The sequence below is a fragment of the Methyloversatilis sp. NSM2 genome (assembly GCF_038066675.1).
Taxonomy (GTDB): domain Bacteria; phylum Pseudomonadota; class Gammaproteobacteria; order Burkholderiales; family Rhodocyclaceae; genus Methyloversatilis; species Methyloversatilis discipulorum_A.
Genome location: NZ_JBBUKV010000001.1, coordinates 922,432 through 940,562, shown reverse-complemented (window position 1 = coordinate 940,562; position 18,131 = coordinate 922,432). Strand labels below are relative to the sequence as shown.

The following is an 18,131-nucleotide window of genomic DNA, read 5'->3' as shown; positions in this document are numbered from 1 at the left end:
ATCGAATCCTGTTCTCTTTATGCCGGCCTGCTCCGCACCCGGTTTCCGCGGCGAAAAAAGCCCGACCCCGCGCTGCACAGGGTCGGGCGAACATGCCGGGAGGAGGTTCCAGCAATGCGTTCAACTGCGCTTACTTGCCCGTGCCCGTTGCCACTTCTTCGAGCACGTTCAGCGATACGTCGGTTTCCTTGACGCCCTTCGGGTTGGATTTCATGTTTGACGACCAGTTGGTGGCGTGGCCGCGCTTGACGTCGATGATGTGGCCGATGACAGGCATGACCGCCTTGTAGCCGTCGTCGCCGATGTCAGGCCGGTTCTGGAAGATGAACATCTTCCAGAACTCGCCCTTGCGGTCTTCCGCATAGCCGAGGTAGGGACGCGGGAAGTCCACTTCCATGTACACCACCTTCTTGCTGTACGGATGCTCGTCCGGCGGAATGCCCTCGACCACGTACACCTCGCGCGGCTCCCAGCCGATGTCCTTGGCCGGGTTGAAGTACGGCGCCTCGCTCATGTTGATGCGCGGGAAGCGCTTCTGCGGCTCGGTGTAGGGCTGCGACACGTCCACGCTCATTTCCGGGCTATGCGCGATGGCCAGCACCCAGCGCTTCTCGATCAGCTTGTTCGACTTGTACTTGGTGGGCGCGGCGTCCCAGATGTCCCAGTCGTCATACAGCTGGTCGGTACCACCGATCGGATCCATCCACGCACCGCCGGACAGGCGGCGTACGCGGCGCACCGACTTCAGGTAGGCGTAGGAGTCGTCCGGCTTCTTCGAATCGGCCTGGTTGTAGCGGACCGAGAAGGTGCCGAGGCCACGGATGTCCTGCGGGTAGTGGGCGACGAAGTAGGTCTTCTGCGCGATGGTGCCGTCGCCGACCGTGATCGGACCGCCATCCAGACGGCCTTCCATGTAGTAGCGACGGGACTGGAAGGCCTGCACGCGCTCGTAGCCCTTCTTCGCATCGAGGAAGGCCCAGGCGATGTCGCGCAGGTCCATGGTGGCGCCGTAGGTGGCGGCGCGCAGGTTCCAGATCACCTTGTCGCCGGCGTGCGGGTCATCCATCTTGATGGTTTCGGGCGGGAACATCATGCCGGCCTGCCAGCCCGACACGGTGCGGTCCGCCGGATTGAACTTGACGGTGCCAACGTTCTTCTTCGACCACTCGACGTACTTCGGATCCATCTCGATCTTCTTCGAGTTGGCGAGCTTGATGGTCAGGTTGTAGTTCTTGATCATCCACTCCAGCTTCTCCGGCACCATCGAGGCGATCGTCTTCTTCTCGAAGGTGTCGTTCTTGATGCTGTCGTAGTTGCTCTTGTCGATGATGAAGCCGGCTTCCAGTTCCTTGGCGTTGATCTGACCGGCGGCCAGACCGAGCACCAGTGCGAGCGCACCGGCGACACCCGTGCGTCGCGCGCGACCGGCCGGGATATGTGTGTTGAGCGTGTACATCTGTCTTCCTCCTTTGATCAGAACTGCCGGGTCAAGCGAAACACCAGCTGGCTTGCGCGACTGAAGTAGCCGAACAGCTGGGATTCACCATTGCTGAACTGGGTCCTGTTGCTCTTGCCGCCGTCCCAGAAAATGTCCGCTTCGACCTTCGCCAGCCACTTGTCGGAGAAGGTCATCGCCACGCTCGGGATCGCGAAGCCACCACCGTTCGACAGATCGAAGCCCACGGCCAGGCCGGGGTTGATCGTGTCGTTCTTGTAGTTGAGCGTCGTAAACATGGTCAGGATGGTGCTGTGCTCGTTCAGCGGCGTACCGTAGGCAAACAGGCGAACCAGGTCCTCACGGCCGTCGTAGTCCAGCACCTGGGTGTTGAACAGCTGGACCGACGAGAAGGACGGACGTGAGGTGCCGAAGATGCCTTCGAGATTCAGGTCCTTGTCGATGCGGATCATGGTCCGCAGCGTGTCCTTCTTCTTGATGCCGTTAAGGCCGATGCCGGGGTTGGCGGCATTGCCCGGATTGAAGGCGCCGGTCCCGACGTTGTACGGCTGGTCCTTGGTGAAGGCGACTTCCGCGCTGATCACGGCGTCCAGCGTTTCGCTGTAGCCGCTGACCGTCGCGCCGAGCACGTCGATCTTCGGATGGATCAGGTCGAACACGCCGCCGGTCACCGGTACGCCCTGATGCGGACGGAATGACGAACTGGCCACCGGATCCGCAGCGAAGGTCGTCAGGTAGGCGATCGAGTAGTTCAGGCCGTAGGCTTCGCCGGACCAGCGGATACCGCCGGTCACGTCGTCCATGTCGCCGTCCTTGTGATCGCAGTTCTTGTCCGTCACCTGCGTCAGGTCGAAGCCGCGGTAGGGCTGGAAGAACCAGCGGCCGCCACGGATATCGTAGGTGTTGCCGATATCCTCGCAGCGGTCCCAGCCCGGGCGTACGAAGGCAGCGATCATGCCCTTGGCTTCGGGAATGCGGATCTTGGTCGACACCATGATCAGCGGCTTGCGCCATTCCTCGTTCTCGCCCTCGAAGAACAGACGCCAGCTGTAGTCGTAACCGTGAACCAGGTCCATCGCCTGGAAGAAGTCCGACTCACCCCACACCAGCTGCTGCTTACCGGCCTTGACCGTGATGCGGTCGCCGATCGGTATCTCCGCCCAGAATTCGCGGATGTCACCGTTGTTGTAGTTCTCGGTAATGCTCTTGCCTCCGGCCGTACCGTTGGTGGCACGCAGGTCTTCGAGATCTTCGAGGTAGTTGGTCTTGTACTCGCGGTCGAGGCGACCGATCACCTTCCACTTGACCGGGCCGGTCTTCGCGTCCGCGTCGAGCAGCACCGAGCCGCGCAACATCGACAGCTTGCCCGCGCTGTCCTTGCCGACGGCGCTCAGTTCAGGTTGATCCTCGAGATTGAACGAGGCCCAGGCGCGCGCATAACCCGACAGCTGGAAACTGAAATCGTCCGTACCCGCCCAGTTGCCGCCCTCTTTCGCCGCCTCCTCGGCGCCCTGCGCGACGGGCATGCCCATCATCGCCAGTGCCGCCGCCACCGCCAGACCGGTGCCGGTCCGCCTGAAGGTTCTGCTTCTTCTCATGTCTCCACTCCCTCCTGTTTGAGACTACCCATGAGCCGCCTGCACACGCCCGTCGCCGTCGGTTGACACCGACGGGCGCGACGGGCTGCCCTCACACAACGACTGCAGGTTCTTCGGCGCGCTCGATCGGGCGCTGCTTGCTGCCCACCACGAAGGCGGGGCGGAATACATAGACGATGGCGGGCATGATGAAGAGCGCGCTGAAGGCGGAGATGAACAGCCAGAGCGCAATCAGCAGCCCCATGTCGGCCTGCAGGCGCAGCGACGAGAAGCTCCACAGGCCCACGCTGGTAATCAGCGTCAGTGCGGTCACCAGCACGCCGCGGCCGGCGCTGGACAGCGCCTTGACGATGGCGCGCTCCACATTGGGGTTGTGGTGCAGTTCCTCGCGGATGCCATCGACGATGTAGAAGGTGTAATCCACGCCCAGACCAATGCCCAGGGCAACCACCGGCAGCGTGTTGATGTTCATGCCGATGCCCTGCCATGCCATGTAGCTGAAGGTGATGGTGTTGGACAGCATCACCGGGATCATGAAGAACACCCCGGCCACCGTGGAGCGGTAGGTCACCGTGCAGCACACGACCAGCACCAGCAGCGCCAGCGCGATCGCCTCGATCTGGCCGGCGAGGATGACCTCGTTGACCGCGGCCAGCACGCCGACCAGGCCGCCGGCCAGCAGGTAGTCCGCCTTCTCGATCGGGTTCTGCGCCACGTAGTCCTGCACGCGGGCCACCGCGGTACGGATGGTTTCACCCTGGTGGTCGCGGAAGAACAGCGTGACCGCGCCGTTCTTCGCGTCGGCATCGGCGTAGCGGTCCATGTCGCCCGGATCGGAACCGGAGACGAACATATAGGTCAGCTCCGAGTTCTCGCCGGCGTCGTTGCCCAGTTCGGCGTACATCGGATTGCCTTCGCGCAGCACGCGGCGCACCTGCGGCAGGATGTCGGCCAGCGAAATGCTGCCGCCGACCTCGGGCTGGGCTTCCATGTAGCGCTGGAAGTTGGCCATGCTCTGCAGCACTTCGGGCTCGCGCAGCGCGCCCTTCTCCTTGCCGGCGACCACGACGAACATGCGGTCGGAACCCTGGAACTGGCGGTTGATGTCGGACGCATCCTGGTTGTACGACGAGTCCGGCCACAGGATGGGAGAACCCGGGTTGGCGTCACCCACCTTCAGGTTGAAGGCATACCAGCCGGACACCACGAACACGACGCCGGTGATGGCCAGCACGACGTAGCGCAGGCGCGTGGTGACGACACCTGCACAGGCACGCAGGATGGTTTCGAGCACCGGGCGGATGTTCAGCGGATGCACGAACCCCTGTCCCGGCTTGAAGAAGGACAGCATGACCGGGGTCATGATCAGCGCACTGACGAAGATCGAGAAGATCCACACCGTGCCGATGTAGGAAATCTTTTCCAGCATCGGAATCGGGGTCAGCGCCACCACCAGCACGCAGCCCGCGTCGGCGACGATGGCCAGCATCGAAGGCTTGAACAGGTTCTTCGCGCTCGCCACCGCGGCCGCGGCCGACGTCGTCGCGCCGTGCGCGATCTCGTCGTCGTAGCGCGAAATCAGCTGTACTGAGTTGGAGATTGCCTGCGCCGTAATGAGGAAGGCCACCACGATCACCAGCGGATCGAGGTGGAAGCCCATCAGCTTGGCTGCGCCCAGTGCCCAGATCGCGCTGATGACACCAGCCAGCAGCGGCAGCACCGTGCCGTGCCAGGTGCGCGTGATCAGCATCAGGATGATGACCAGCGACGCGATGGCGGCGAAGAAGATCTGTATGGTTTCGTCGAGGTAGTAATTGACCCAGCCGTAGAGCACCGGCTCGCCGACCACGCGCACCATCACGCCGTCGCCATCGGCCTCCTTGACCAGACCCATGATCTGTTCGAAGGCCTTGCTGTAATTGATGTCACCGTCGAGGAAGTCGGCGGTGATCAGCGTGGCCTTCAGATCCATCGACACATAGGGGCCGTAGATCAGCGGATTGTTGAGCACCGCCTCCTTCAGCACCGCCATCTCTGCCGGCCCCTTGGGCAGCTCCGGCCACATGATGGGCCGCGACTCGACGCCCTCGGTCGAGGCGCGCACCTCCTTGATCTTCTTCGATGCGATCGAGATGATCTGGTAGGTGTCGACACTGTCGACCTGCTGCAGACCGACGGTGATCTTCTGCACCTTGGCCAGCACCGAGGGCTTGAAGATGTCGCCCTCCTTCACCTCGATCATGATGCTGACCATGTTCGAACCACCGAAGGTGGACTTGAACTGCTGGTTCACCGCGACGTACGGGTGGTTCTTCGGCAGCAAGTCGCTGAACACCGTCTTCACTTCGACGTGGCTCGCGAGATACCCCATGACGGCGGTCAGCAGCGCCACCGCCAGCACCACCCAGGTGCGATGACGGATCAGCGTCGCGAACGCGTGTTCGACCTTGCTGAAAGTTTCGTTTTTCACAGCATTCTCCCCCTGCGCTTCTTATCGACCGACGATGGTCAGCTTGCCGCCCTCGAGCACGCCCAGATTGGCGCCCGATACGTAGTAGCGATTGCCGGCACGCGCGATCTGCGTGCGCCAGGAGACGTCACCCTCGGAGATGCGACCGAGCTTCCATTCGGAGGCTGCGGCGTCCGACGTGACCATCACGCCCTTGTCGCCGACGGCGACCCAGCGGTTCTCGTCCCATGCGATGTCGAGCAGGTGTTCGCGGGTCAGGCGCGGCACTTCGCGCCAGCTGGCGCCACCATCGCTGGTCACCAGCAGAGTCCCGGTCAGGCCCACGGCAACGCCGTTCTGGTCGTCGCGGAAATCGACGCCCATCAGGCTCACCTTGTTTTCGAGTTCGTTCTCGGTCCAGGTCGCGCCGCCGTCGGTGGTGCGCATGACGGTGCCGAATTCGCCGACCAGCCAGCCGTTCTGGCCGCGGAAGTAGATGTCGTTCCAGGCGCGGTCCTTTTCTTCCATCGCGCGCGCCCAGGTCACGCCCTTGTCTTCCGAGCGCAGCAGCGAACCGAATTCGCCGACCGCCCAGGCCACGCCGTCGAAGATGTGCACGCGGAACAGCTTGTTGGGGTTGTCCGACTTCGGCACCTGCCCGGCCTTCCAGGAGCTTCCGCCGTCGGCGGTGTAGAGAATGACGCCGTGATTGCCCGCGACCACCGCGTGCTGCGCATCCCAGGCGGCGATGCCCTGCAGGTTCTCGTAGGTGGGGGCCACCTGGCGGTGCCAGGTCTTTCCGCCGTCGTCGCTGCGAACGATCTTGCCGCCGGTACCGGCAGCCCAGGCGATCTGCTCGCTCGGTGCGGTGACGCTGAAGAAGTTGTCGCGCCGCTCGACTGCCTTGGGCTCGACCTTGTTGATGACGGCTTCGGCCTTCACGAAGAAGCCCGCGTACAGCAGACCACCGATGATGGCGATGGGAAGCGTCGAGGTGACGACATTGACCGCGGCACGTGCACCGCTGCCGAACCGCTTGAGCTGGTGAAGCATCTTCTGTCTCCTTCTGGCGCCGTTCCGTGCGCTGGGCGCACGACGCTTTTCATGACCTGGACGGACATTTCGGCGTGAGGGGCCCCCTGCAGCCGCCAGAGGCCGCATACGGGTACTGCCGATTCCGCGTCAGGGTGTTTGGAGGAAGGCGGCCGGCCGGAACCGGCCGCTGTCGCTGCGACCGGCCTCCCCCGGCCGGTTTCACCGGGGCACCTTGTGGGCGCCCCGGTGCTGCATCACGACGCCCGTTCGGGCACCGGGAGGCCGACCCACTCCTTGTAGAAGGCTTCGATGTCCGGCTCGAAGTCGTGGATCACCGGGTACCACGGGGTCGGTGCCTCGACGTCGTGCAGCGTGCCGCAGGTCGGGCAGTAGTACTCGCGGTACACCTGCCAGTTGGTATCCGGCGCCATCAGCTTCGGATAGACCTCGGTCATCGCCTCTTCCGTGTCGCGCACGTAGATGTGCGCGTGCATCTTCCAGTTGTCGGTGTAGTCGCAGAACTCGTGACCGCAATCGCACTTGATGACCCACTGCTTCTTCGCGGTCTGCACGATGTACATGTGCGGAGCCAGCGGCAGCACGATCTTGTCCTTGAAGGTCACCTTCTTCTGCAGCGCCTCGACGTACTGCTTGAAGCGGCTGTTGTCCTTCGGCATCGACAGCATGCGGAAGGTGGTCTCCCAGTCCAGCGTGCCCTCGGCCAGGTGAGCGACCTGCTCGTTGGTGTAAGTCGACATTTATTGCTCCTTGATTCGCGTGATCGGTCTGTTGGAGGTCACTCTTCGACCTGGACGACGGTGGTGACGTCAGGCATCAGCGACAGGTCCATGCGGTGCTTGGAACCGTAGGACGGAACGCCCAGTTCGGTCTCCAGCAGTTGCCATTCGGCCGGCAGGCTCCAGAAGTCCTTGAAGTGCTTGGTGAACTTCTCGGACAGCGCGAAGCTGGTGGCGAACATGTGCTGGACGGCCTGCGACGCGTGCTTGTTGATGATGCGTTCGCGCTCTTCCTTCATCCATTCGCGCACCGGCACCGCACGGGCCAGACGTTCCTTGCGCATCTCTGCGCGACGGGCCTGGGTCTTGGCTACGTCGATGACATACGCACCCTTGGCGTTCTGGGTGAAGACGGCGCCGTACACCTTCTGGGCGTACTCGGGCAGCAGGAACTTCTCGTTCAGATCCTTCTCGATCGCCTTCGGCTCGCGGTCGATCGGGTCGCCGAAGCCGGGGCCGCCACGCAGGTAGTTCAGGTACAGATCGTGGTTGTCGTAGCAGTCTTCCGTGGTCATGCACTGCTTGTCGCGCTTGATCCGTGCGGTGGCATCGATGTTGTGCTCGTAGGTCGGCGAGCTCGGATCGATGTCGCCACCCAGCGGCAGGCTTTCGCCGTTGGCGATGCGACGCTCCAGGCCGGTCTTGTGCGCTTCGAAGCGGTAGCCGGTGGCAGCCGGGTAACCACCCATCATGCCCCAGTCACTGTTCATGAAGCCGTTGCCCATGAAGAACATGGTCCAGTCCTGAGCGTTCCACACCATGCGCAGCGTCTCGAAACCGCAGCCGCCACGGTACTTGCCGTAGCCGCCGGAGTTGGCCTTCACGTTGCGGCCCATGTAGAGCAGCGGCTCGGCCATTTCCCAGATTTCGATGTCGCCCATGTCGCCTTCCGGATTCCAGATGGCGGCGGCGTGGTTCAGGCCGTCCTTGACGGCGCATGCACCAGTACCGCACGACGAGGCTTCGAAACTGTTCACCGCGTGGATCTCGCCGTCCTGGTTGATACCGCCACCCTGCAGCCAGTTCGAGGTGTTGGCGTTGCCGGCGTTCACCTCTTCCAGGTAGCCGCGGCTGAAGTAGGACTGCGACAGACCGCGCCACAGCGCCGCCCAGCCGGACACCAGGAAGTGCCATGCGTAGGCGTGACCGGTGCGACGGTCATCCGGGTTGCACCAGGTGCCCTTGGGCAGGTGGAACTCGGTGGCGAAGTAGGCACCGTCGTTGATGCGCTGCGTCGGCACCAGCGTCTGGCACATCATCACCCAGATACCCGAGGTGAAAGCCACCTGGTGGGCGTTGAAGGTATGCCAGCCCCAGCGGCTCGCGCCTTCGAAGTCGAGGCGCCACTTGCCGTCCGGCTTGATCGTCATTTCGCACGGCGAGTGCATGATCGAGTCGAGCTTGGCGAAGGCGGACGACACCTGCACATCCTCGTGCTTGTACGGCACATCGACGAAGGACACCTTGCGGTACTTGCCCGGCAGCGTCATCGCCTTGATGCGATTCATCAGACCACGACGGCCTTCCTCGATGACTTCGTAGGCGAACTTCTCGTAGGCCTCGATGCCGTCGGCACGGATCACTTCCTCAACCAGTTCGCGGATCATGTGGCAACCGGCGATACGGGTCTTCTCGTCGAGAATCCAGTACTTCGGCGTACGCACCGAACGCTGCGACTCGTGCAGCCAGTCGCGCAGCGGCGTGTCATTCACACCGGTCTTGCGGCAGGTGATCATGTAGCCGTCGCCGAAGCGCTGCACCTGACCGGTCGACATCGAACCCGGGGTCACCGCGCCGGTATCGATCACGTGCGTCACGCCGCCCACCCAGCCGATCAGACGGCCTTCCCAGAAGATCGGGACGATGGTGGCGATGTCGCACGGGTGCACGTTGCCGATCGAGCAGTCGTTGTTCGTGAACATGTCACCGGGATTGATGCCGGGGTTGGCTTCCCAGTTGTTCTCGATCATGTACTTGATCGCCGCGCCCATCGTGCCGACGTGGATGATGATGCCGGTCGAGGTGAGCACGCAGTCGCCGACCGCGTTGTACAGCGTGAAGCACAGTTCGCCTTCCTGCTCGACGATCGGGCTGGCGGCAATCTTCTTCGCCGTTTCGCGGGCATGCACCAGGCCGCCGCGCAGCTTGGAGAACAGCTTTTCGTAGCCGATCGGGTCGGCGTCGCGCAGCTCAAGCTTCTCCAGGCCGTTGTAGTGGCCGGACGCCTTGGTCCGTTCGATGATGCCGTCGCGGAACTGCTTCAGCGTCTGGCCGTTCTTCAGGAGATCGGCAAAGCCGGTCTCGTTGTTGCTCAACATGTTCATTCAGTCTCTCCTTTGGAGTTTTTTCCGGGTCGCTGTGCTGCCGGCCCCGGATGGGTGCCGACAGCCCTTCAGGAAACCGGCGCTTACTTGACTTCCTTCAGGTGGAACAGGCGGTGCTTGTCGACGAAGGTTTCGAAACCGTCCGGCACGACGAAGGTGGTGGCATCGGATTCGATGATGGCCGGGCCGACGATGTGGTTGCCCGACTTCAGCGCTTCCATCTTCCAGATCACCGCATCGACCCACTTCTTGTGGCGATAGAACGGACGGGTACCGATGCGCGCTTCCGGCGGCGGCGTGGGGCCGCAGTCCGGGTCTTCCGGCAGCACCGGCTTCTGCGTCACCACGGTGCCGCGCATGATTGCGCCGGTGGCCGAAAAGCCCAGTTCGGGCGAACGTGCGGAGCTCGCATAGACGCGGCCGTAAGTGTTCTCGAACGCTTCGACGATCTTGTCCCAGTCGGACGCGGTCGCTGCGGTCGACACCGGCGAGATGATTTCCAGGTCGTTCAGCTGACCCATGTACTGCATCTTGTAGCCGGGGATCAGCATCACGTCTTCCGGCTTGAAGCCGTTGATCACGAACTCCTCGATCACCTTGCCCGCCAGCTCAGTCCAGGCCGCCTGCAGGGTCTGGCATGCGGCCGCCTTGTCGGCGTCGCTGGCCAGCTGGGCGACACCGAGGTCGACCGACTTGTCGTAGCGATACTCGAAGTCGGCGCAGGCGCAGCCAAAGGCCGAGAAGCCGGCAGCCCAGGCCGGTACGACGACGTCCTTGAAGCCGACGCCCTCGGTGTAGCCGTAGGTGTGTACCGGGCCGGCACCGCCGTAGGAGAAGCAGGTGAACTCCGCCGGGTTGTAGCCCTTGGCGCTGATGTTGGCGCGCAGGTACTCGGACAGCGTCAGGTCGAGCAGCTCGATCACGCCGGCCGCTGCGTCCTCCACCGACAGGCCCAGCGGGTCGGCGATCTGCGCCTTGATGTGGTCACGCGCACGCTGCACGTCGAGCTTGATCGCGCCGCCGAGGAAGTTGTTCGGGTTCAGGTAACCCAGAACGACGTGGCAGTCCGACACCGACACGGTGTCCAGACCGGACTCCGGCCAGCAGGTGCCGACACGGTAGCCGGCGCTGTCCGGGCCCAGCTTCAGCGACTTCGAGTACGGATCCAGGCGCACGAAGGAGCCGGCACCGGCGCCGACCGAGTCCATCGCCACCAGCGGCAGCGACAGCACCAGACGAGCCATGTCCGGATCGGACTTGATGGCGAACGAACCCTTGGTGATCAGCGCCACGTCGAACGAGGTGCCGCCGATGTCGGAGCAGGCGATGTTCTCGTCACCGAGCGCCTCGCCCAGCAGCTTGGAACCGATCACGCCGCCGATCGGGCCGGACACAATGGTGCGGGCCAGTTCCTTGGCCTTCCAGCTGATGGTGCCGCCGTGCGTGGCCATCACGCGCAGGTCGAACTTGCCACCGTGCTTCTTGAAGCGGTCGCTCACCTTCTTCAGCGTCTCGCGCGACGGTTCCGCGCCGTAGGCTTCGAGAATGGTCGTGTTCATGCGGTGGCTTTCCTTGCGCTGCGGGTAGTAGTCCACCGAGGCAAAGACCGGAATATCGACGCCGAGCTTCTTCAGCTCTTCCTTGACGATGTCGCGCGCACGCTGTTCGCTGGTGCCATTCTTGTGCGACTGCAGGAAGCAGATGACGATGGCCTGCGAGCCGGCATCGACCAGTTCCTTCACGGCAGTGCGCACTTCGGCTTCACGCAGCGGGATGACGATCTTGCCCTGCACGTCCGTACGCTCCGTCACGCCACGGGTACGCGACACCGGCACCAGCGGCTCGTCATAGCGGTGCGTGTTCAGGTGGATACGGTCTTCCAGCGCGTAGCCCAGGTAGCTCTGCAGTGCGCGGCCCATCGAATGCACCTGCTCGAAGCCGCGGTTGCAGATCAGGCCGACGTCCAGGCCCTTGCGCATCAGCACGCGGTTCAGCATCGCGGTACCGGAGTACACGCAGGTCACCAGCTCCGGGTACACGTCGTCGACTTCGCGGCCCCAGTGTGCCAGCGCATCGACCGACGAGTTGTAGATCGCCAGGGATTCGTCCCCGGGATTGCTCTGTGCCTTGCCGACCACGAAGCGGCCGTCCGCACGGACAAAGAAGGTGTCGGTCATGGTGCCGCCTGCATCAATCCCCAGCACCTGAACCGACGAGTTATCGATCGTCATCTCCACGTCTCCATTTGAATAGTCCAACTGCTCTTCGCCTCCGACCCCCGTGGGCCGGTGTTTCCTGATCGATCTGGCCGCGATCGAACGAAGCTCAAAGTGCAAGGACGGTGCCAGTGCGGATTCCGGCACGCCGCAATCTCGCAAGCAATTGATTTGTCGACGGTTAACTTTCCCGCCCGAACGGGGGACAACAGGCCGACGGGCATCGGACGGATGGAATTCGGACGGCATCGTATGAGGCGACCGTAGTGCGATCGGACAGTCCGGAAACCCGCGTCGGACGGTCGTTTCGGACGGTTTTGACATGGTGCATTGCAGCAACTTCCGGGCTGCGCCAACTCCGCAGCTCACGCGGCGTCGCGGGACGACTGGGAGAGCGAATTTGCTCGGGCGATTGCTGCCTTGATAGAAGCCGGCGGCCAGCCGAAGCCGCGTCGCGGCCAAGGCCGCTCCCACAGGAAATGCGCACGACACGCGGTCGAAGCCGGCTTCTTGTGAGAGGGGTGTTCTGACCTCGACAGCGACAGCGACGAGGGACGTGGTGCAGCGCTTGGTTCAGGCCTCGGCGATAGCCATGGCTGCTCCCACAGGGAGTGCGCGCGACCCAAGGCGGAAACCAGGGCTTTTGTGGCAGGGGTCATCTGACCCCGACAGCGACGGTGGGCAGTGCGCGGCGCACGGTTCAGGTCTCGGCGTTAGCCAGGGCCGCTCCCACAGGAAGTGCGCACGACACGCGGTCGAAGCCGGGCTTTCTGTGGGAGGGGTCTTCTGACCCCGACAGCGACGGTGGGCAGTGCGCGGCGCTTGGTTCAAGCCCAGGCGGTAATCATGACTACTTCCCGCAGAGCGCCCTCGCGCGGTTACTGGAGCGAAGCCTTTGGGAGCGAGCTTGCTCGCGATTGCGACCTTGCTCGAAGCCGGCGGCCCGCAACAGGCGCGTCGCGGCCAAGGTCGCTCGCCCGCTCAACGCAGCAGGATGGATTTCACTTTCCACACATGCTCGGCCGGCCGTTCGAGCGACGGCGACGGCAGCGCGCGCAGGCCGCGCGACGTGGCGTCGCGCGCCGCGACGCGCTGAAGCCAGCGCGCCAGCGCGTTGAAGCGATGCATATCCACGTCGGACCAGGCGTGCATGCGCATCCAGGCCCAGTGTGCGATGTCCGCAATGCTGAACGTGCCGGCAAGGTAGTCGGCGCTGCGCAGGTGATGATCGAACAGCGCGAACAGACGAAGCATTTCCGCCCGTGCGGCCTTCGCGTCGCCCGTCTTCGCCGCGTCGGCGGCATCGACCGGCAGCATGAGCCACTGCATCACACGCGAGCGACCGATGGCGTCGCTCGGCATCAGTTGACCGCTGCGTTCGGCGAGATAGACCAGAACCGGGCCGGCATCGCTGACCGAAAAACCCGCTGCGTCGTGATCGACGATGGTGGGCGAACAGGCGCAGGCGCTGACGCGCATGAACTCCGGCGCCAGGCGTTCGCCACTGCAGGCTTCCATCGGGTGCACGGCATAGGGGATGCGCAGCTCTTCGAGCGCAATCGAAACCTTCCAGCCATCAGGTGTCGGTGCAGAGTAAAGGTCGATCATTCGCGCATCCCCCGATGCAGTGCTCAGTGGCCTCGATGCGATCCGGATTCGCGCGCCGCCCTGCCCTGCAGCGTGTCGCCACTCATCCGGTATCGCATGGCGGCAGTCCTCAGGCGCGCGCGCTCGGGCGCGCGCTCACGTCCTTGTGCCAGCGCAGCAGGTTGCTGCAGTCGGCCGGAATGCCGATATCCGACCAGCCGGCGAACTCGATGCTGCAGAAGGTGGTGCAGTCGGCCACCGAGAAGGTCTCGCCGGCAACGTAGCGGTGCTTGCCGAGCTGCTGGTCGAACTTGCGGAAGAAATGACCGAGCCGCTCGCGGCCGCGTTCGACCAGGGCGGGAATCTGTGCCACCGGCGATGCGAAGCCCGGCAGGCCGCGGTCGCGGAAGGCGTCGGCGGTATTCCGGAACACTTCACCGGCGGCCATCATGCCTTCGTCGAAGGCACGCCGTTCCCACATGTCGACGATGGCGCGCTCGTAGGCGTTGCGACCGAGCAGCGGCGGCGCCGGATGCAGTTCTTCGAGGTAACGGCAGATCGCCATCGACTCGCCGATCTGGCGGCCGTCCGGCAGCTCCAGCATGGGCACCATGGCCTGCGGAAACTTCTCGATGTAGTCGGCGCGCAGGCGCAAGTTCTCGCCCGACACTTCGACGATGTTCAGGTCCAGGTCCTTCTCGACGAGAAACATGCGAACCCGCTTCGGGTTCGGGGCTGCGTGCCAGTCGTACAGTTTCATGTGTCCGCTCTCCCAGGGTGCCATCACAGCATGTCCGAATGTTCGGCGAGGTAGCTCGCAACGCCACGGTCGGTCGGCGTCATGCCGGCCTTGCCCTTCTGCCATCCGGCGGGGCAGACCTCGCCGTGCAGCTCCGTGTGCTGCAGGGCGTCGATCACGCGCAGCAACTCGTCGATGTCGCGGCCCAGCGCGAGGTTGTTCACGATCTGGTGCTGCACCACGCCGGAACGATCGATCAGGAAGGTGCCGCGCAGCGAGATGCCCATCGGGCCCTCGACGCCGTAGGCACGCGACACCGCATGCGTCATGTCGGAGATCAGCGGATAGCTGAGCGGACCGACGCCCCCCTCGGCATACGAGGTCTTCTTCCATGCCAGGTGGGTGTAGGCCGAGTCGATGGAACAGCCGACGACATCGACGTTGCGGCGGGCGAACTCGGGCATGCGCCGCTCGAAGGCGATCAGTTCCGACGGACAGACGAAGGTGAAGTCCAGCGGATAGAAGAACAGCACGGTGTAGCGCCCGCGACCGTCCGACAGCGTGTAGGGGCGGAACTCGTTGTCGCCCCATACCGCGTTCTCGGTGAAGTCCGGCGCCGTCTGGCCAACCAGGATGCTCATGTCGATTCCTTTGAAGAGACGATTTCCGGGCGGAAATGCCGGGCACGGAAAGGCTTGCGCTGACGCCCTGCCGGCGGCGGGTCGTAGCCCTCGGGCTGGCGCCAGGCCATCAGGCGCTGGTAGCTGGCGAGCAGCTTCATGAAGTTGGGCAATGCGCGGCGCGCCGGCGACGCTTCGTCGTACAGGTCCATCAGCTCGCGCAGTTCGCGCAGCGTGAAGCCGAGCTGCACGGCGGCCGCGGCGATGATGAGTCGGTCGTCGTCGTCGCAGCTGTAGCGGTCGGCACCGGCCGCATCGATGATGCCGAGCTCCTCGAAGGCGGAAATCCGGGCCAGCGGAATGCCGTAGCCCTGCACCAGCTGCTGCAGCGTGATCACGTCGGCGCGCGCGCTGCGACGCGCGGCGGCGCCAGGCGCCGCACCGCCCGGCGTCAGCACAGCACCACCGGTGCAGTGAGCACCGGCGCACCGGTCTTTTCGAGCACCTCGTCGATACTCACGCCGGGCGCCAGTTCGCGCAGCTCCAGACCGTCCGGCGTCACCGCCAGCACGCACAGGTCGGTGATGATGAGGCTCACCACGCCGACCCCGGTCAGCGGCAGGTCGCACTGCTTCAGTATCTTGTGTTCGCCGCTGCGGCTGCAGTGCTCCATCATGACGATGACACGACGCACACCGGCCACCAGATCCATCGCGCCGCCCATGCCCTTGACCAGCTTGCCCGGAATCATCCAGTTCGCCAGGTCGCCGCGCTCGCTCACCTGCATCGCGCCGAGGATGGCGAGGTCGATGTGACCACCGCGGATCATCGCGAACGAGTCGGCGCTGCTGAAGAAGCTGCTGCCGGGCAGCGTGCTCACCGTTTGCTTGCCGGCGTTGATCAGGTCGGCGTCGACCTCGTCCTCGGTCGGAAAGGGGCCGATGCCGAGCAGGCCGTTTTCCGACTGCAGCCACACGTCCATGCCCTCGGGAATGTGGTTGGCCACCAGCGTCGGCATGCCGATGCCGAGGTTCACGTAGTAGCCGTCGCGCAGTTCGCGCGCCGCGCGGCGCGCCATGTCGTCTCGTGTCCAGGCCATGTCAGGCAGTCCTCGTCGTACGTTTTTCGATGTGCTTCGAAGGGGTGCGATTGACGATCACGCGCTGCACGAAAATGCCCGGCGTGTGGATCTGGTCCGGGTCGAGCTGACCGGTCGGCACGATTTCCTCGACCTCGGCAATCGTCGTGCGTCCGGCGGTGGCGATCATCGGATTGAAGTTGCGCGCGGTCTTGCGGAAGACCAGGTTGCCCGCGCCGTCCGCCTTCCACGCCTTGACCAGCGCGACGTCGGCCAGCAGTGCGTGCTCGAGCAGATAGCGGTGGCCGCCGAAGTCGCGCGTTTCCTTGCCGTCGGCGACCGGCGTGCCGACGCCGGTACGCGTGTAGAAGGCGGGGATGCCGGCGCCGCCGGCGCGCAGCTTCTCGGCCAGCGTGCCCTGCGGCGTCAGTTCGACCTCCAGTTCGCCCGACAGCAGCTGGCGCTCGAATTCCTCGTTCTCGCCGACGTAGGACGCGATCATCCGGCGCACCTGGCGATTGGCCAGCAGCTTGCCGAGGCCGATGCCATCGACCCCGGCGTTGTTGCTGATCACCGTGAGGTCATGCGTGCCGCTATCGGCCACCGCGTCGATCAGCTGCTCGGGTATGCCGCACAGCCCGAAGCCGCCGACTGCCAGCGTCTGTCCGTCCTTGAGCAAACCCTTGAGCGCGCTCTTCGCGTCCGGGTAGAGCTTTTTCATCTGCCTCCTCCTTGTTGCATCGGTGTTTCGCGACGTCGCCGCGAGTTGTCCCAAGGAGATTCAGCAAAGCCTGTGCCGGCGCGCATCGTGTGCAACGCAACATGGACGGGAACGCCAGTCCGGAAGGAGGTGAAGTGCCTGCTCACGGGGAAACGCTGCAGCGCACCAGACGGGAAGTCCGAAAATCGGCCGCAGCCCGCCGACCGGGCGGTTCGACTTTCAGGCGATGCCTGCATCCGGAATGGCACCTGCCGTGTAGCACGAGAGGTACCGCCCAGGATGCATGCCGTGTCCGGCCGGAACATTCCCGACAACCGTTATGGAGATTTCGTCATGACCCGTCTGAAAGCCTGCAAAGTCGTCATTGCCGCCCTCGCCTTGGCCACCTCGTCCGCACAGGCCGCCACTTTCCAGTTCGTCGCCAACCTGTCGGGCGCGAACCAGGTGCCGGCAAATGCCTCCACGGCGTCCGGCAGCGCCTATCTCACGTTCGACGACAGCACGAACAGCATCACCCAGCTCATCTTCGGCGCCGGCGGCCTGGCCGCCTCGGTGACCGGCGCCCATATTCACGAGGGTCCGGCCGGCAGCAACGGACCAGTGGTATTCGATTTCGCTGACGACATCCTGCAGGCGATGCAGGGCGACGGCAGCTGGACAGCCGCCGCATTCACCCAGAGCGGCCCGGGCGCGCTCGATCTGACCGATCTGCTGGCGGGGGGCTATTACGTGAACATCCATAACGCGGTCTTTCCCGGCGGCGAGATCCGCGGCCAGTTGTTGCAGGTGACGGCGGTACCGGAGCCCGGCACCTGGGCCATGCTGGCCGCGGGCCTGGGTCTGGTCGGGCTGATCGCACGCCGGCGCGTCTGAACAGACGGCTGGCCATCGTCAGCGAGCGATCGCCACAGTCCGGAATTCGTCCGCCCGCCGGTGGGCGGTTCGACTTTCAGTCTGTGGAACGACCGACCGCGGCGTTCGGAGGTATGTCCGGATGGCGTCGATAGGCGGCAAACGGCGTGTCGACGCCATCGTGCGGGGGCGTGTCGCGCGGGTGTGGCAGACGAGGCGGGTGGCATGGTCCGTGCGCAACGTCGTGCGGGTCAAGCCGACCCGGCCATTCCGGAGCCCCGCATGTACACCACCCAGTTCCACGCCGACGATCTGAGCTGGCAGGCCAGCGGCATCGAGGGCGTGCATTACAAGGTGCTCGACGGCAACCCAGCCGAAGGCGCTTCAGTCGTCGTCTACCGCTTCGACCCCGGATCGGCGGTGCAGAACCATCTGCACACCGAGGCCGACGAGGTCGCCTATGTGCTCGAAGGCGAGTTCATCGAGAACGGCCGCCGCTACGGTCCGGGCGCCGTGTTCGCCGCACCGGCTGGCACCGTGCACGGACCGCACGAGACGGACACCGGCTGCACCGTCATGTTCATGCTGTCGAAAACACTGGATTTCGTCGCGGTCTGACTCGCGCAGGCGCATCTCCTGTGGGAGTGGCCTCGGCCGCG

General features: G+C 64.3%; 15 protein-coding genes. 2 read left to right on the top strand and 13 right to left on the bottom strand.

Going from position 1 to position 18,131, the window contains the following annotated elements:
• Positions 1-130: 130 nt before the first annotated feature.
• The 13 genes from WJU27_RS04235 to WJU27_RS04175 all read right to left on the bottom strand — a co-directional run bounded on the left by WJU27_RS04235 (position 131) and on the right by WJU27_RS04175 (position 16,620).
• Complete coding sequence (locus WJU27_RS04235; protein WP_296811760.1) at positions 131-1,456, bottom strand: DUF1329 domain-containing protein; 1,326 nt, start codon at positions 1,454-1,456, stop codon at positions 131-133.
• A gap of 17 nt (positions 1,457-1,473) precedes the next feature.
• On the bottom strand, positions 1,474-3,054 hold the full coding sequence (locus tag WJU27_RS04230; protein ID WP_232416026.1) for a DUF1302 family protein: 1,581 nt from the start codon (positions 3,052-3,054) through the stop codon (positions 1,474-1,476).
• Between the two features lie 91 nt (positions 3,055-3,145).
• A complete protein-coding gene (locus tag WJU27_RS04225; protein ID WP_341421218.1) occupies positions 3,146-5,524 on the bottom strand; it encodes an efflux RND transporter permease subunit in 2,379 nt (792 codons plus the stop codon).
• Between the two features lie 21 nt (positions 5,525-5,545).
• Positions 5,546-6,556 (bottom strand): WD40/YVTN/BNR-like repeat-containing protein, encoded by a 1,011-nt coding sequence (locus WJU27_RS04220; RefSeq protein ID WP_341421217.1) that lies wholly within the window; start codon positions 6,554-6,556, stop codon positions 5,546-5,548.
• A gap of 236 nt (positions 6,557-6,792) precedes the next feature.
• The gene (locus tag WJU27_RS04215; RefSeq protein ID WP_019918104.1) at positions 6,793-7,296 is read right to left on the bottom strand and encodes an acetone carboxylase subunit gamma; all 504 of its coding nucleotides are present in this window, start codon (positions 7,294-7,296) and stop codon (positions 6,793-6,795) included.
• Positions 7,297-7,334: 38 nt separating this feature from the next.
• Positions 7,335-9,659, bottom strand: a complete 2,325-nt coding sequence (locus WJU27_RS04210; RefSeq protein ID WP_341421216.1) for a hydantoinase B/oxoprolinase family protein — start codon at positions 9,657-9,659, stop codon at positions 7,335-7,337.
• 83 nt (positions 9,660-9,742) lie between these two features.
• Positions 9,743-11,890 (bottom strand): hydantoinase/oxoprolinase family protein, encoded by a 2,148-nt coding sequence (locus WJU27_RS04205; RefSeq protein ID WP_341421215.1) that lies wholly within the window; start codon positions 11,888-11,890, stop codon positions 9,743-9,745.
• Between the two features lie 966 nt (positions 11,891-12,856).
• The gene (locus WJU27_RS04200; protein ID WP_341421214.1) at positions 12,857-13,483 is read right to left on the bottom strand and encodes a glutathione S-transferase family protein; all 627 of its coding nucleotides are present in this window, start codon (positions 13,481-13,483) and stop codon (positions 12,857-12,859) included.
• A 109-nt stretch (positions 13,484-13,592) separates the two neighbouring features.
• Positions 13,593-14,222 (bottom strand): glutathione S-transferase family protein, encoded by a 630-nt coding sequence (locus tag WJU27_RS04195; RefSeq protein WP_024300415.1) that lies wholly within the window; start codon positions 14,220-14,222, stop codon positions 13,593-13,595.
• Between the two features lie 23 nt (positions 14,223-14,245).
• Positions 14,246-14,842, bottom strand: a complete 597-nt coding sequence (locus WJU27_RS04190) for a peroxiredoxin (protein ID WP_019918097.1) — start codon at positions 14,840-14,842, stop codon at positions 14,246-14,248.
• On the bottom strand, positions 14,839-15,279 hold the full coding sequence (locus tag WJU27_RS04185) for a hypothetical protein (protein ID WP_341421213.1): 441 nt from the start codon (positions 15,277-15,279) through the stop codon (positions 14,839-14,841). The genes WJU27_RS04190 and WJU27_RS04185 overlap by 4 nt, the downstream gene beginning before the upstream one ends.
• Positions 15,273-15,920: a 3-oxoacid CoA-transferase subunit B gene (locus tag WJU27_RS04180; protein WP_304027014.1), complete on the bottom strand. Its 648-nt coding sequence runs from the start codon at positions 15,918-15,920 to the stop codon at positions 15,273-15,275. Before WJU27_RS04180 ends, WJU27_RS04185 begins: the two co-directional genes overlap by 7 nt.
• A 1-nt stretch (position 15,921) precedes the next feature.
• Positions 15,922-16,620, bottom strand: coding sequence for a CoA transferase subunit A (locus WJU27_RS04175; RefSeq protein ID WP_019918094.1), 699 nt, complete (start codon positions 16,618-16,620; stop codon positions 15,922-15,924).
• 333 nt (positions 16,621-16,953) lie between these two features.
• Here WJU27_RS04175 and WJU27_RS04170 point away from each other — a divergent pair, with 333 nt between their 5' ends.
• Together WJU27_RS04170 and WJU27_RS04165 are read left to right on the top strand one after the other, a co-directional pair.
• A complete protein-coding gene (locus tag WJU27_RS04170; RefSeq protein WP_341421212.1) occupies positions 16,954-17,493 on the top strand; it encodes a CHRD domain-containing protein in 540 nt (179 codons plus the stop codon).
• Positions 17,494-17,754: 261 nt separating this feature from the next.
• On the top strand, positions 17,755-18,090 hold the full coding sequence (locus tag WJU27_RS04165; protein ID WP_341421211.1) for a cupin domain-containing protein: 336 nt from the start codon (positions 17,755-17,757) through the stop codon (positions 18,088-18,090).
• Positions 18,091-18,131 lie beyond the last annotated feature (41 nt).